The organism is Methylobacterium sp. OAE515 (assembly GCF_041806315.1).
GTDB classification, from domain to species: domain Bacteria; phylum Pseudomonadota; class Alphaproteobacteria; order Rhizobiales; family Beijerinckiaceae; genus Methylobacterium; species Methylobacterium tardum.
This window is the reverse complement of the sequence record NZ_JBGMUV010000001.1, coordinates 423978-436643: the sequence shown is the minus strand read 5'-3', so window position 1 is coordinate 436643 and position 12666 is coordinate 423978. Positions and strand designations below refer to the sequence as shown.

Here is a 12666-nt window from a genome sequence, read left to right as displayed (position 1 = left end):
GGACGGGGCGGCTTTGCTGGCGCCGAAAGTGTGAGCGGGAGGGGTTCCGGGCCTGCCCGGTGACCGGGGATGCATGTCAGCCGAGGGACGGGCCGCGCGCCGTCGCGGCGAGCCCGCCATCGACCAGCAGCTCGGTGCCGGTCACGTAGGCCGCGCGGTCCGACGCGAGGAACAGGGCGGCCTCCGCGACGTCGAAGGCGGTGCCCATCCGGCCGAGGGGGCACTGCGACGCGCGGAGCGCCTTCATCCGCGCGAGGTCGCCCACGTAGGCGTTCGCGACGGTCTGCTCGATGCGGGGCGTATCGATCAGGCCCGGGACGATCGTGTTGGCCCGGATGCCGTGGGGCGCGTTCTCGACCGCCAGCAGGCGCAGGTACTGGATGAGCGCCGCCTTGGTGGCCCCGTAGGCGAGATGCGGATAGCCGACATCCCGTAGGCCCGCGATCGACGACGTGGCGAGGATCACGCCGCGCCGGCGCGCGCGCATGCCCGGGAGGACGGTCGTCGCCGCGACATGGAGCGCGGTGAGGTTCGCGTCGGCGATGCGGCGCCAGTCGGCGGCCGAGGTCTCGATCGACGGACCGGCCTTTCCGATGCCGACGTTGAAGTAGAGGATGTCGATCCCGCCGCGCGCCGCGCCCGCTGCGGCGAGGCAGGCGGCGAGGCCGGCATCGTCCGCGACATCGACCCCGACCGCCTCGGCGCTGCCGCCCTCTCCGAGGATCAGGTCCCGGGTCTCCTCGGCCGAGGATCGGTCGCGGTCGGCGGCGACGACATGCGCGCCGGCCCGGGCATAGAGCAGGCCGATGGCCCTGCCGATGCCCCACCCGGCCCCGATCGAGCCGGCGCCCAGCACCACCGCGACGCGCCCCTCGAGGTCGCGGGTGGGGATGGGTGCGGTCTCAGCCGGGCTCATCACGCTGTTCCTCCCGCGGAGCGGTCACCGATGGCCTGCGAGGCGAAATCCACGCGCACCTCCTGTCGCGACGGGGCGAACCAACATCGGCGCCGCGCCGATGCTACGGATTACTGTTTCGGCACGCCGGCCTGCTCGATCACGGTCTTCCACTTCTGCAATTCGGTGTCGACGCGCCGGCCGAGATCCTCCGGCGTCCCGCCCTCGGGCACGCCGCCGGTCTCGACGATGAACTTCGCGACTCCGGGCTCCTTGAGCATCGCGTTCACGGCCGCGTTGACGCGATCGACGATCGGCCGCGGGGTGTTGGCCGGCGCGAACAGCCCGAACCAGGCGCTGACGTCGTAGCGCGACAGGTCGGCGCTTTTGGCGGCTTCGGCGAGGGTAGGGACGTCGGGCGCCTGCGGCGAGCGCTTCAGCGTGGTGACCGCCAGCGCCTTCAGGTTGCCCGCCGTCACGTAGGGATAGGCGGACGGCATGTTGTCGAAGATCATCTGGGTCTGGCCGCCCATGACCGACACGATCGCCTGGGCGCTGCCGTGGAACGGCACGTGGGTCATGGTGACCCCCGTCATCGCCTTGAACATCTCGCCGGACAGGTGTGTCGAGGCCCCCGTCCCGGAGGAGGCGAAGTTGAGCGCGTCGGGATGGGCCTTGGCGTAGGCGATGAGATCGTCGATCGAGTTCACCGGCAGCGCCTTGTTGACGACCACGATGTTGGGGATCGTCTCGATCGACACGATCGGCACGAAGCTCTTGACCGGGTCGTAGCGCAGTTCCGTGTAGAGGTTCGGCGCGATCCCGTGGGAGGACACCTGCCCGAGGAAGAGGGTGTAGCCGTCGGGCTTCGCGTTGGCCGCGAGCGCGGTGCCGAGGGTACCGCCGGCCCCCGGCCGGTTGTCGACCACCACGGTCTTGCCCAGGGCGCCGGACAGCCCCTCCGCGACCTTGCGGGCCAGGATGTCGGTGGCCCCGCCCGCCGAGTAGGGGACGATGATCGACACGGTCCGGGCGGGCCAGGCCGGCTGAGCCCACGCGGCGTCCGGCGCCGGCACCGCGCATCCGAGGACCAGGACCGCTCCGAGCAACGTTCTCAGGTCGCGCCGAGTCAGAGTTGCCATGGTGTCCTCCCGGTTAGATCGCGGGCTTCGTGCCGCGTTTCTTGTGTCGTGTCGGTCTTGGTGGGCGTTCAGACGGAGCCGATCGTCATCCCGCCGCACACGTAGAGAACCTGTCCGGTCACGAAGCCCGCGCGATCGGACAGGAAGAAGCTGACGGCATCCGCGACGTCGTCCGGCGTGCCGAGGCGGGCCAACGGCACGGCGCCGATGATCGCGTTCGTGCGCGGATCGCCCGGCGGATTCACCGCGTCGAACAGGCTCGTCCGGATCGGGCCCGGCCCGACGGCATTCACCGTGATGCCGTGGCGCCCGAGTTCCAGGGCCCAGGTCTTGGTCATCCCGTGCAGGCCGGCCTTGGTCGCCGCGTAGACGGTGCGCAGTTCCTTGCCCAGGGCGACCCGGCTGGAGATGTTGACGATGCGCCCCCGGCCAGCCGCCTTCATGCCCGGCAGGAGCGCCTGCGCGCAGAGGATCGGCGCCTTGAGGTTCACGGCCGCGACGGCGTCGAGGGTCGCGGGGTCGGTGTCCGCGAGGGCTGCGGGCGCCACAATGCCGGCATTGTTGACGAGGCGCGTCACCGTCCGGCCCGCGATGGCGTGCGCGAGCGTCCGCGGCAGCGCGGCCGCGTCGGACAGGTCGGCCTCGACGAAGCTGTCCAGGGCGTCGTGCTCCGGCTTCACGATGTCGAGGACGATGACCTTGAAGCCGTCCGCGGTGAGGCGCCGCGCGATCGCCCCGCCGATGTTGCGGCTGCCGCCGGTGACGAGGGCGTAGTCGGGCATCGTCAGGCCTCGTAGGGGATGGACTTGTCGACGAGGTCCCAGATGAAGCGGCCGCTCGGGCGCTGCTGCTCCTCGGCGATGTGGGCCACGAGGCCGGCCGTGCGGCCGATCAGCGAGAAGCCGCGCATCAGCTCGACCGGCACGCCCATCTCGCCGAGCAGGGCGGCTGTGGCGCCCGTGGCGTTGATGGTGATGTGCCGGCCCGCCCGCTGGTCGACCACCTCCGACAGGAGGCGGAGGGCCGCGACGTGGCGGCCGGCGAGACCGTTCTCCGCCCCGATCTCCAGGAGGCGGACCGCGCGCGGATCCTCCGGCCGGTGCAGGTGGTGGCCGAAGCCCGGCATGTGCACCTTGCGGGCCTTGTGGTCGTCCACGATGTGCTCCGCGAGGGCGCGCTGCGCGTCCGCCTCCAGGGCGACGAGCTGGTTCAGGATCCGGGCGTTGTTCTCGACCGTGCCGACGAACTGGCTGCCGACCGCGAGGAGACCGGCGGCCACCGCGCCCTGCATGTTCTCTGGCGCGCTCATGTAGATCGAGCGGGTCGCGATGGCGCTCGGCGTGAAGCCGTGCTCCATCATGGTGATCATGATCGCGTTGAGGACGCGCCGCTCGCCGTCCGAGACGTCCCGCCCCAGGATGTGGGCGGCGGCCTCCGCGACGAAGTCGGGGGCGGCGCCGGGCTTCAGGATGTCCGTGACGAGGTTCTTCTCGCGATAGTAGATCGCGTCCGTGGTGTGGTGGCTCAGGGCCGTGGTCGGCTGCTTGGTGCTCATGGCTGCTGCCTTTCCCGAGCTTCGCGCGCGATGTGGTCCTCGACCAGGATCTGCTTCTGCAGCTTCCCGTAATTGTTCCGCGGCAGGGCCTCGTAGACGGTGATCGACTTCGGCGCCTTCACCGATCCCAGGCGATCCTTGACGAAGCGGATGATCTCCTGGGGATCCGCCGCCATGCCGTCGCGCAGCGCGACGGCGCCGTGGACCGCCTCGCCCCACTTGTCGTCCGGCACGCCGTAGATCGCGCAGTCGGCGACGGCCGTGTGCTGGCCCAGCACCGGCTCGACATCGACCGGGTAGACGTTGAAGCCGCCCGTGATGATCAGGTCCTTCGCCCGCCCCTTGATGGACAGGAAGCCCTCTTCGTCGAAGCTCCCGAGATCGCCGGTGAGCAGCCAGCCGTCCCGGATCGTCTCGGCGGTCTTGTCCGGCTGCTTCCAATAGCCTGTCATGACCAGGTCGCCGCGGATCGCGATCTCGCCGTCGGCGCCGGTCGGGAGGATGTTGCCCTCGGGATCGAGGATGGCGACCCGGGTCAGCATCGTTTCCCGGCCGACGGTCGCGCGCTTCTCCGGGCGCGTGAGTTCCTCGGCCGAGATCATGGTGGCGATCTGCGGCGCCTCGGTCTGGCCGTAGGTCGAGGCGATGCAGGGGCCGAACACGGATTGCGCCTCGGCGATCGCGTCCGGCCGCATCGCGGCCGAGCCGTAGACGAGGTTGCGCAGGTGCGGATACGCGCCGCGCCGCGCCGCCGGCAGCTCCATCATCATGTAGATGAGCGTCGGCGGCAGGAAGGTCGTGGCGATGCGCTCCTCGGCGAAGCAGCGCAGGATCTCGTCCGGCCGCGGCTGGTCGAGCAGGACGAGCGTGCCGCCGGTGCCCAGCGTCGGCAGGATGTAGGTCGAGGTGCCATGCGTGATCGGCGCCGCCGCCAGGAGGCGCTCGCCCGGCTTGAGGCCCCAGGCGTCGATCTGGGTCGCGATGTTGGTGTTCCAGGCCCGATAGGGCTGCATCACGCCCTTCGGCTTGCCGGTCGTCCCGCCGGTGAACTTGATGGCCTGCGTGGCGTGGAGCGGCTGCGCGTGGAAGCGCGGCGCCGCGCCCGCGTGATCTTGCGCCAGACCGCCCGTGGTCCCCGCGCGCCCGTCCCGGTCCGCCACTAGGATCCGGGCCCCGGCCCCTTCGACGAGGGGGCGCGCCGCCGCGTCGGCGATCACGATCGAGGCCTCGGTGAAGGCGATGCCGAGGCCGATCTCGGCCGCCTTGTTCTTCGGATAGAGCGGGACCCAGACCTTCCCGGCCGCCACCACCGCCAGCCAGGCCACGACGTGCTCGACGTGGTTGAAGCAGCAGATGCCGACCCGCGATTGCGGCTCCGGGTCGAGCGCCTGCAGGCCGGCGGCGAGCGCCCCGACCCGCGCGGCGAGATCCCCGTAGGTCATCCGCGCCTCCCCGAATTCCAGGGCGACATGCTCGGGCGTCCGGGCGGCCTGACGGTGGAAGAGGTCGATCGGATACATCGGTCAGGCTGCCTCGACGTGGAAGCCCGGCATCGGTCACGGCCCGGCGGAGGACCGCGGCGATCCCGGCCCGCGCGTCGCGATGCAGATGCGAGATCGTGTTGGTGACCGAGACGGCGCAGACGACCGCGCCGTCCCGGAAGACCGGGAGCGCCAGGGCGCCGATATCCGGAATGATCAGCGCCTCGTTCACGACGTAGCCGTCGACCGGAAGACGCGCGCAGGCCTCCGCGACGAGATCCGCCGACAGCCGCCCGTATTTGAGGTAGCGCTCCGCCTCGCGCGCGATCACGGCGGCCCGCGCATCGGCCGGATGCGTCGCCAGCAGGGCGAGGCTGGCCGCCCCGACCCCGAGGGGCCGACGCGCCCCGATCTTCAGGGTACTGACGAGGATCGCCGCGCGCCCCTCGATCACGTCGATGCACAGGGCCTCTCCGCGGGACGGCACGGACAGGTTGACGAGGCCGCCGAGCGTCCTCTGCGCGGCGTCGAGGAATGGGCGCAGCGTCTTCCGAAGGTGCAGGAACTCGAGCTCGGGGCCGGCCCGATTGACGAGTTCGTAGGGCATCAGGCCGAGGAAGTACCGTTTCGTATAGGGATCGAAGTTCAGGAAGTTCTCGTCGACGAGGGCACCGAGCAGTCGATGCGCGGTCGCGACGTGGAGACCGGTGCGGGCCGCAGCGGAACTCAGGCTGACGCCTTTCTGGCTTCGCTCTGCGACAACCACAAGTAACGACAGGGCTTTGGAGAGCGACGATCGGGACGCCCCCTCGATCGACGCAGCTGTGTCGAGCAGCATCGTTTCTCCCTATGGCCTTGTTCGTTGAACTCAGTCTGCCGGTCCGGCTTGAGCACTGTCCAGCACCGACATTCCGAATTCCGGAATTTCCTTCTCGCTCTGCGAGAAGGTTACTGGCCGAGACAATAGGCTCTCTGTTCACAGGGGCGCGGACTTTGTAGCCGATCACCATTCCGAGCGGTGCAGGACAGTGACGCCTTGGGGCGTCGGGTCACCCGAACGCGGGCGTCAGGAAGCCTTCGGCCGATGATCCGATCGCGACTTGCACTGTTCGGTGGAAGACCTGTCGCGGGCACAGCATGAGATCGGGAGGATGTGCGACTGATCTGCAGCCCGCATCCACTTTGCAACACGCTTTGCCGATCACCAGCTTGTCCGCTCTCCCGCTCACGGCTACAGCGCGCTTATGCCCGACAAGCTCAATGCCCTCCTCGAGCGCCTCAAGGCGCATCAGCGCACGCTCATCCTGGCCATGGCCGAATACGACGGCCTACCGGCCGGGAGCGCGCTGCGTCAGGTCGCCGAACTGGAGAACGTCATCGCCGCGGTCGAGGCGGTCGCGGCCGAAGAGGCCGAGCGCGCGCGAAGCGCCCACGGATCGGCCCCGCGCCGCACTGGCGGCTAGAGCCGCGACCGTCCGGTTGCGACACGCCTCACGAGCGGGGCGCGCGGGCGAGCCGCGACGACCGGCCCATGCTCCATCCCCGCCCTTATCCTGAGGTGCCCGCGTCAGCGGGCCTCGAAGGAGGCCTTCAGGGATCGCGCGGCCGGCTGGAGCCCTCCTTCGAGGCGGCTGCGCCGCACCTCAGGATGAGGACCAGGGTGGGATGCCCCCCACCAAACCACGACCCGTGATCTTTCGTCAGGGTCTCAACGCGCTTGGAAAGCCGGAAGCGTCCTGCCGACGCGCGCATCGAGACCCGTTCAACCTGCGCGAACAGCGTCGGATTGCGGAAATCGGCCTGCATCGACCGTCAGACGGCGGCGGGCCGCACAGAATGCTGCCGACCCGGCGGGTCGTCGCAGACGACAACGGCGCAGCAACCGGTGAGGTCACTGCGCCGCTGGATCGGGCTGCTGAGGGGGCGAAAGCAGCCACCGGGAGGCGATAGACCCGGCGCGGCGTCCGCGCGGTGCGCCGGAGCACATCCAGCCCTCTGTGGCTCGGCGGTAACACGCGTCGCGGACCGCCTGTGGACGACGTCGGATGCCTCGGATTGGTCAAGGTTCAGGAGCGAGCGTGAGGTGCTTCCTCCGATCCGGCCCCGCCCCATGTTTGCCAGCCCGCGCGCCTTCATCCTCCACCATCGCGAGCGCCTCGCCGTGCTCGTCTCGTCCGCGTTGTTCTTGACCGGCGCCCTGCCTCTCGTTTGGGCAATTGGCTAATAGCGCGTTCAACCGATCGGAATTTCAGGCAAATGGATGCATATCATTCATATTGGATATAGAATTAACTATTCCGCCGTAAGACCTTAACTTGGCAGCTTCATCGACGCTGGGCTCAGCAGCTGCCTTCGAGGTCAGTCGTGCCGCTCAACTCCTTGTCCATCCGCAGCAAGCTGATTGCTGCCTTCGCCGTTCTGCTCCTGCTGCTCAGTGGCCTGAGCCTCGTCGGGCTTCGAAGCGCCTCAACGCTCAACGGGCTGCTTCTCGATGTCGAGACGAACTGGCTGCCGAGCGTGCGCGCCGCAAGTCAGATCGATTCCCTGACAGGGCGGTATACCACCAGTCTGCTCCGCCATATCCTGACGGAAGAACCGCAGATGCTGGCCAGCGTCGACAAGGATCTCGTCGATCGGGGTCAGAAGATCGATGTAGCAACGAAGAGCTACGAGAAGCTGATCAGTTCCCCTGAGGAGCGCACGCTCTACGAAGCGTTCGTCCGGGATTGGCGCGCGCTCGCAACCGCCGTCGAGCCGATCCTCGCGCTGTCCCGCAAGGGCGAGAAGGCGCAGGCTCTCAGCCTCTACGAGGCCAAGGTGGTCGCGCCGCGTCGGAGCGCGTCAGCGGCGCTCGATAAGATCATCAAGCTCAACCAGGATGGTGCCGAGCAGGCTGCCAGGGACAGCCAGGACACATACGCTCAGACGCGCACCATGCTCATCGGCGTCGGGCTTTTCGCCGTGGCTCTGTCGATTGCGCTGGCGGCCTTGATCATCCTGAGCATCTCGCGCGGCATCAATTCGGTAGTCCAACCGATGCAGGCGCTCGCGGACGGGGACCTTGCCGTCACCATCCCGCATCAGGGCCAGAAGACGGAGATCGGAACGATCGCGAATGCGGTGCAGGTGTTCAAGAATGGCCTGCTCCGCATGAAGGCGCTGGAAGACGAGACCGCAGTGGCGCGGCTCGCCGCCGAGGAGCAGCGCAAGGCCGGCATGCGCCAGATGGCCGACGGCTTCGAGGCTGCCGTCGGCGGCATCATCGGCATGGTGTCGTCTTCGGCGACCGAGTTGCAGGCCACCGCGCAGACGATGACCGCCACGGCAACCGAGACCGCCAGCCAGTCGACCACCGTGGCGGCCGCCGCCGAGGAGGCCGCCTCCAACGTCAACACTGTCGCGGCGGCGGCGGAGGAGCTGGGTTCGTCGGTCCAGGAGATCGGCCGTCAGGTCGCGGGCTCGGCCGAGCTGGCGCAGCGGGCGGTGCACGAGGCCGACCAGACCGGCAGCCTGGTGCAGGAGCTGAGTGCCGCCGTGTCGCGGATCGGCGATGTGGTCGGGTTGATCTCGAACATCGCCGGGCAGACCAACCTGCTGGCCCTCAACGCCACCATCGAGGCGGCGCGGGCCGGTGCGGCGGGCAAGGGCTTTGCGGTCGTCGCCTCCGAGGTGAAGGCGCTGGCCGAGCAGACCGCCAAGGCGACGAACGAGATCTCCGGCCAGATCGCGCAGATCCAGGCCTCGACCGGGCAGGCGGTGACGTCGATCGGCGGCATCACCGGGCGGATCCGTGAGATCAGCGGCGTGGCGACCTCGATCGCGGCGGCCGTCGAGCAGCAGGGTGCGGCCACCCAGGAGATCGTGCGCAATGTCGCGCAAGCCGCCATGGGCACCGGCGAGGTGACGAGCAACATCTCCGGTGTGGCGGGTGCGGCCGAGGAGACCGGGGCGGCGGCGAGCCAGGTGCTCGGCGCGGCTTCGGAGCTGTCGCGCCAGTCCGAGCACCTCGGCGCGGAGGTCGCACGCTTCCTCGCTACCGTGCGCGCCGCCTGAGCGGACGCCGATCGATATCTGTCGCCGGACCAAGGCCCGCCTTCGCGCATCTGCGGAGGCGGGCCTTTACGCGTTCGGCGGCAGAGCAGCGCGGAGCCGTCGGAGACCCGTCTTGGTGCGCCCCCCGCTGCGTTGATGAAGGCTAGCTGACCTTGTCGTCGGGCTCGGTCGGCTCCACGCTGGTCCCCAGCGCTCCGCCGCGCGGCGCATCGGCCGGATCGTGCCGGTCCCGACGCGACAGGCCGCCGCTCTCGGCGGTGCGCGTATCATGCGGGTGCGTCGCGCGCCGTTCGGCCCCGCTCAACTCCTTGCGGGTCGGGATGGGCCGCCAAGGCGCCGGAGCAGCGCCCAGACGGAGGACCGTAGGGGCCCGCGTGAGAAACACCGCAAGCACCACCCACGGGACGACGAAGACGACAAACGCGGTCAGGCCCATGGCGATGCTCCCAGGATGTTTTGCAGTACTGGTGAGAACGCCGGTCATCCATGACTGATCCCGCCGGGGCGAGCTCAATCGATGCTGCGCCGCAACGCATGGATCATCATCGGCGTCGCAGTGCATCGCCAAGCCGGTCCGGCCTGAACACGGCGTCTTCGATCCCGTTGACGGGCTGCGGCGCGAACGCGGCGGACGCCAACCGCGCGGCCTTCGACCGGAGATGGCCGAGGGTCCCGGATCGGTCAGAGCATCGGCGCACGCTGTTCTGCACGAAGGTGCTCGGGAACAGGTTCGGCGGCGCCCAATCCTGCACACGCCACGACGAGACCGCTCTGCGTGTTCCCCAGCACATCGGACCGGAGAGCTTGAGCATAGATCTTCCTCAACGACGGCAGCCGCCGCCCATCACGTGGAGATCGTCATGTCCCTCTCAGCCCGCCTCGTCCTGCTCAGCGGTGTCGTCGTCCCGGCCGGAGCCTTGCTCGTCGGCGCGTATGTCGCCCTCGTCAGCCTGGCGCTGCCGATGCACTTCGCCTGAACGCCCGCGCTGGGTGCATGCTGAACCAGGGTCGCCGGCGAGCCGCCCTGCATACGCTGTTCTCAGACATTGCCGTCACTCGTTACTGCCTTGTACGAGTGCTCATCGCTAGAGACCTGCCGTGCGCTACCAAGCCCTCGTTGCCGTCGCCCTTGCCGTCACTGCACAGGCTGCGCCTGCGCGCGCGCAGCCTCAGGAGCAGGCGCTGGCCCTGCTCCGCGCCTCCAGCGCGCAATCGGCCATCATCACGTTCTGCGGCAAGCACTACGCGATCGACGGCACGACGGCGCTGCGGATCTCCCAGACTGCGCGAGACGTGGCCACCGAGGTGCTGGGCCAGGAGCGCGCGCACGCCGCCTTCAAGGATGAGCTGGCGCGGCGCTACGCCGAGGTGAAGGAAGTCGGGGAGCAGCAATGGTGCACCGACCAGCGCGCGGTGCTGTCCGAGGGCGACGTTCAGATCTTCAAGAACTGAGGCGCCCGCGCCGCGCCCGCCGCCTCAGTCGCTGCCATCACCCGCGTCGCCGCTGGCATCCATAAGCCAGTCCGGTATCCCGGGGAGGACGTCGCCGGCCACCGCGCCGGCGGATTCAAGGGCCCGTCCCGCCTTCGCCTCGTCGCTGTCGGCCCGAACCTCGGCGAACAGCTTCCGCGCCAGACGGTCGAGTTCCTCGTCCGACAGGATCTGGTCCGGCTCGTCCGTCATGGGCGTCCCCTTCGCGGATCGGCCGCTCGGCCCCACCGCGATCTGCTCACGGGGTGGGGGAGCGTCCGATCTCACCAGCGTGGGCCGATACGCAACGCGGCCCGACCGTAAGGTGCCAGGATCGGGTTAGCGGGACGTCAGCTCCACCGGCCCTGCTGTGTGTCGGATCAGGCCAGGGACCGTGCGGCGAGCCCGGGAAGGGCCAGGCGCAACGGTGCTTCACGCGCTTCCGGTTGAACACCCCATATGATGGCAACCGGTCTGTGAGCACGGGGTCCGGCCATGCGGTATCACCTGCGGATCGCCCGAGCACGCCTGCAAGGCAGCGTGGATACGCACTGCACTGTCCTCAACGCCCCGACCATCGAGGCCGCCATCGACCGCGCCGTCGCGATCGTGGACAGCGTCCTCGACGGTCGGCCAGGGGTTGCGACCCTCACCAGTCCCTATCGCGGGCTGATCTGGGCGCATCGCCAGAATTTGCCGGCCCCCGCGTGGCCGTAGATGAAGCCGGACGGACGTCGACCGCGCGATCGCGGGGCCAGGGCGGCGACGCCGGTGACGTGGGCGCACCCTTAAGCTCATCGCCCGGCTTCGCGCTTCTGCAACGGCCGGATATGGCGGCCCAGGCCGCGGTGCGGACGCCGCGTGGCATCACGGTCCAGCGGCGGTTGCTCGACACGGATGGATCGGCGGTGCCGCAGGCTCCGCAGCCATCTGTGCCGCCGCAGGGTAACGGGGGCCGGTCGGCCCCCGTCGGACAGGAATGTCAGCGCAATCCGTCGGCCGGTCCACCCGCGTGCTGACCCGAGTACCGGTAAGCCGGCGCGGCCCGGTAGTGGGTCACCGAGATCTCCGGCAGCAGGATCGCGGCAGTGTTGCCGGCGTAGCCCGCGTAGGCTGACGCGGGGTAGGGGCTGTGCTTGCTGTCGATGCCCTGCGCGAGAGCGGGCGTGGCGACGGCGACCAGGGCGGCGGCAGCGAGGATGTGGGCCTTCATGACGATCTCCATGCGTGTGCGTTTGACTTCACGGGGAAGCCATCCGGTCAGTCGGGTCGCGTGAGGAAGATCGTCGGTCTGGCGGTCTTGATCGCGGCGGCTGTGCTTGGCCGGCAGTGACCTCTCAACGGCGATCCTCCGCCGATCGTTCGCCGGGTTTTGTGCGCCGCCACACAGGACCCGCGGACGGCGTGCCGAGCGGTTCAGGCGGTCCGTCCCGGCCGAGGCCCCGGAGCGCGGCAGCCTGGAATCCTGCCGACTCCGCTGCCCGAGACGGCGGTCTGCCGCGCCGCAACGGGGCCTTCGTTTTCAGAACAGGGCGACCATCGCCACGCCGGCGATCATCAGCAGGGCGCCGAGGATCCGCCACAGGCTGGCCGGATGCACCGGGAAGCCGACCCATCCATAATTGTCCAGCACGAGCGAGACGGCGACGCCCACCGTCACGATGATGCCGAGGAACGACGCGGCGCCGATCGCGGGCGAGGCGTAGAGCTGGGCCAGGATCAACAGAACGCTGAAGAACCCTCCGAGCCAGGCCCACCAGGGCACCGCAGCCAGTTGCTGTCCGCTCGGCACCTCGAGCTTGCCGATGGCGAGGCCACCGATCAGCAGAGCCGCTGAGCTGACGAGGAGCGTGATCAGCCCCGCCGTGACGGGGAGCCCGAGCGACTTCGACAGCGTCGCGTTCTGGCCGGGCTGGATCGCGTTCGCGATGCCCGCGAGGATGGTGAGACCGTAGAGGAACAGCATGCTCGGCTAGCGCGCGAGCCCGCGGCCAAGCTCCGACGATCGGGCGATGCGCGGGGTTCTGCCGCACCGCCGGAGCCCGGTGCGCCGCGCGTCCGGCCCCCGCC

15 protein-coding genes and 1 pseudogene are annotated in these 12666 nt (G+C 69.4%); 4 read left to right on the top strand and 12 right to left on the bottom strand.

Going from position 1 to position 12666, the window contains the following annotated elements:
• Positions 1-76: 76 nt before the first annotated feature.
• From ABIE45_RS02150 to ABIE45_RS02125, 6 genes and pseudogenes are all read right to left on the bottom strand, one after another.
• Positions 77-916, bottom strand: a complete 840-nt coding sequence (locus tag ABIE45_RS02150) for an SDR family NAD(P)-dependent oxidoreductase (protein ID WP_192711226.1) — start codon at positions 914-916, stop codon at positions 77-79.
• A 110-nt stretch (positions 917-1026) separates the two neighbouring features.
• On the bottom strand, positions 1027-2037 hold the full coding sequence (locus tag ABIE45_RS02145; RefSeq protein WP_210332059.1) for a tripartite tricarboxylate transporter substrate binding protein: 1011 nt from the start codon (positions 2035-2037) through the stop codon (positions 1027-1029).
• A gap of 68 nt (positions 2038-2105) precedes the next feature.
• Positions 2106-2819, bottom strand: coding sequence for an SDR family NAD(P)-dependent oxidoreductase (locus tag ABIE45_RS02140; protein ID WP_192711227.1), 714 nt, complete (start codon positions 2817-2819; stop codon positions 2106-2108).
• Positions 2820-2821: 2 nt separating this feature from the next.
• Positions 2822-3592 (bottom strand): citryl-CoA lyase, encoded by a 771-nt coding sequence (locus ABIE45_RS02135; protein ID WP_192711228.1) that lies wholly within the window; start codon positions 3590-3592, stop codon positions 2822-2824.
• On the bottom strand, positions 3589-5112 hold the full coding sequence (locus ABIE45_RS02130; protein WP_192711229.1) for an AMP-binding protein: 1524 nt from the start codon (positions 5110-5112) through the stop codon (positions 3589-3591). The genes ABIE45_RS02135 and ABIE45_RS02130 overlap by 4 nt, the downstream gene beginning before the upstream one ends.
• 100 nt (positions 5113-5212) lie before the next feature.
• Positions 5213-5911 (bottom strand): annotated as a pseudogene (locus tag ABIE45_RS02125) (IclR family transcriptional regulator); the annotation flags it as partial.
• Positions 5912-6317: 406 nt separating this feature from the next.
• On the opposite strand from ABIE45_RS02125, the gene ABIE45_RS02120 reads away from it, so the two are divergent.
• A complete protein-coding gene (locus ABIE45_RS02120) occupies positions 6318-6536 on the top strand; it encodes a hypothetical protein (protein WP_192711231.1) in 219 nt (72 codons plus the stop codon).
• A gap of 127 nt (positions 6537-6663) precedes the next feature.
• Here the strand turns inward: ABIE45_RS02120 and ABIE45_RS02115 are convergent, their stop codons facing one another.
• Positions 6664-6879 (bottom strand): hypothetical protein, encoded by a 216-nt coding sequence (locus tag ABIE45_RS02115; RefSeq protein ID WP_192711232.1) that lies wholly within the window; start codon positions 6877-6879, stop codon positions 6664-6666.
• A 558-nt stretch (positions 6880-7437) separates the two neighbouring features.
• Here ABIE45_RS02115 and ABIE45_RS02110 point away from each other — a divergent pair.
• Complete coding sequence (locus ABIE45_RS02110) at positions 7438-9126, top strand: MCP four helix bundle domain-containing protein (protein WP_192711233.1); 1689 nt, start codon at positions 7438-7440, stop codon at positions 9124-9126.
• A 142-nt stretch (positions 9127-9268) separates the two neighbouring features.
• Here the strand turns inward: ABIE45_RS02110 and ABIE45_RS02105 are convergent, their stop codons facing one another.
• Both ABIE45_RS02105 and ABIE45_RS02100 read right to left on the bottom strand, forming a co-directional pair.
• Positions 9269-9610 (bottom strand): hypothetical protein, encoded by a 342-nt coding sequence (locus tag ABIE45_RS02105; protein WP_373622095.1) that lies wholly within the window; start codon positions 9608-9610, stop codon positions 9269-9271.
• A 58-nt stretch (positions 9611-9668) separates the two neighbouring features.
• Positions 9669-9938, bottom strand: a complete 270-nt coding sequence (locus tag ABIE45_RS02100) for a hypothetical protein (RefSeq protein ID WP_192711234.1) — start codon at positions 9936-9938, stop codon at positions 9669-9671.
• A gap of 286 nt (positions 9939-10224) precedes the next feature.
• Between ABIE45_RS02100 and ABIE45_RS02095 the strand changes: the two genes are divergently transcribed.
• Positions 10225-10578 carry a hypothetical protein gene (locus ABIE45_RS02095; RefSeq protein WP_192711235.1) on the top strand — a complete coding sequence of 118 codons (354 nt, stop codon included), beginning with the start codon at positions 10225-10227 and terminating at the stop codon, positions 10576-10578.
• A 24-nt stretch (positions 10579-10602) separates the two neighbouring features.
• Here the strand turns inward: ABIE45_RS02095 and ABIE45_RS02090 are convergent, their stop codons facing one another.
• Entirely contained in the window at positions 10603-10809 is a 207-nt protein-coding gene (locus tag ABIE45_RS02090) for a hypothetical protein (RefSeq protein ID WP_192711236.1), read from the bottom strand.
• Between the two features lie 282 nt (positions 10810-11091).
• Between ABIE45_RS02090 and ABIE45_RS02085 the strand changes: the two genes are divergently transcribed.
• Entirely contained in the window at positions 11092-11313 is a 222-nt protein-coding gene (locus ABIE45_RS02085) for a hypothetical protein (RefSeq protein ID WP_192711237.1), read from the top strand.
• Positions 11314-11578: 265 nt separating this feature from the next.
• Here ABIE45_RS02085 and ABIE45_RS02080 read toward each other — a convergent pair whose 3' ends face one another.
• Positions 11579-11809, bottom strand: a complete 231-nt coding sequence (locus ABIE45_RS02080; RefSeq protein WP_192711238.1) for a hypothetical protein — start codon at positions 11807-11809, stop codon at positions 11579-11581.
• Between the two features lie 309 nt (positions 11810-12118).
• The gene (locus ABIE45_RS02075; protein ID WP_192711239.1) at positions 12119-12562 is read right to left on the bottom strand and encodes a DMT family transporter; all 444 of its coding nucleotides are present in this window, start codon (positions 12560-12562) and stop codon (positions 12119-12121) included.
• Positions 12563-12666 lie beyond the last annotated feature (104 nt).

Excerpts from the sequence above, each read along its gene's own strand:
- ABIE45_RS02080 (WP_192711238.1), bottom strand. The coding sequence starts at position 11,809 with ATGAAGGCCCACATCCTCGCTGCCGCCGCCCTGGTCGCCGTCGCCACG.
- ABIE45_RS02115 (WP_192711232.1), bottom strand. The coding sequence starts at position 6,879 with ATGCAGGCCGATTTCCGCAATCCGACGCTGTTCGCGCAGGTTGAACGG.
- ABIE45_RS02085 (WP_192711237.1), top strand. The coding sequence starts at position 11,092 with ATGCGGTATCACCTGCGGATCGCCCGAGCACGCCTGCAAGGCAGCGTG.
- ABIE45_RS02075 (WP_192711239.1), bottom strand. The coding sequence starts at position 12,562 with ATGCTGTTCCTCTACGGTCTCACCATCCTCGCGGGCATCGCGAACGCG.
- ABIE45_RS02130 (WP_192711229.1), bottom strand. The coding sequence starts at position 5,112 with ATGTATCCGATCGACCTCTTCCACCGTCAGGCCGCCCGGACGCCCGAG.
- ABIE45_RS02090 (WP_192711236.1), bottom strand. The coding sequence starts at position 10,809 with ATGACGGACGAGCCGGACCAGATCCTGTCGGACGAGGAACTCGACCGT.
- ABIE45_RS02100 (WP_192711234.1), bottom strand. The coding sequence starts at position 9,938 with ATGCTCAAGCTCTCCGGTCCGATGTGCTGGGGAACACGCAGAGCGGTC.
- ABIE45_RS02145 (WP_210332059.1), bottom strand. The coding sequence starts at position 2,037 with ATGGCAACTCTGACTCGGCGCGACCTGAGAACGTTGCTCGGAGCGGTC.
- ABIE45_RS02135 (WP_192711228.1), bottom strand. The coding sequence starts at position 3,592 with ATGAGCACCAAGCAGCCGACCACGGCCCTGAGCCACCACACCACGGAC.
- ABIE45_RS02150 (WP_192711226.1), bottom strand. The coding sequence starts at position 916 with ATGAGCCCGGCTGAGACCGCACCCATCCCCACCCGCGACCTCGAGGGG.
- ABIE45_RS02105 (WP_373622095.1), bottom strand. The coding sequence starts at position 9,610 with ATGACCGGCGTTCTCACCAGTACTGCAAAACATCCTGGGAGCATCGCC.
- ABIE45_RS02120 (WP_192711231.1), top strand. The coding sequence starts at position 6,318 with ATGCCCGACAAGCTCAATGCCCTCCTCGAGCGCCTCAAGGCGCATCAG.
- ABIE45_RS02140 (WP_192711227.1), bottom strand. The coding sequence starts at position 2,819 with ATGCCCGACTACGCCCTCGTCACCGGCGGCAGCCGCAACATCGGCGGG.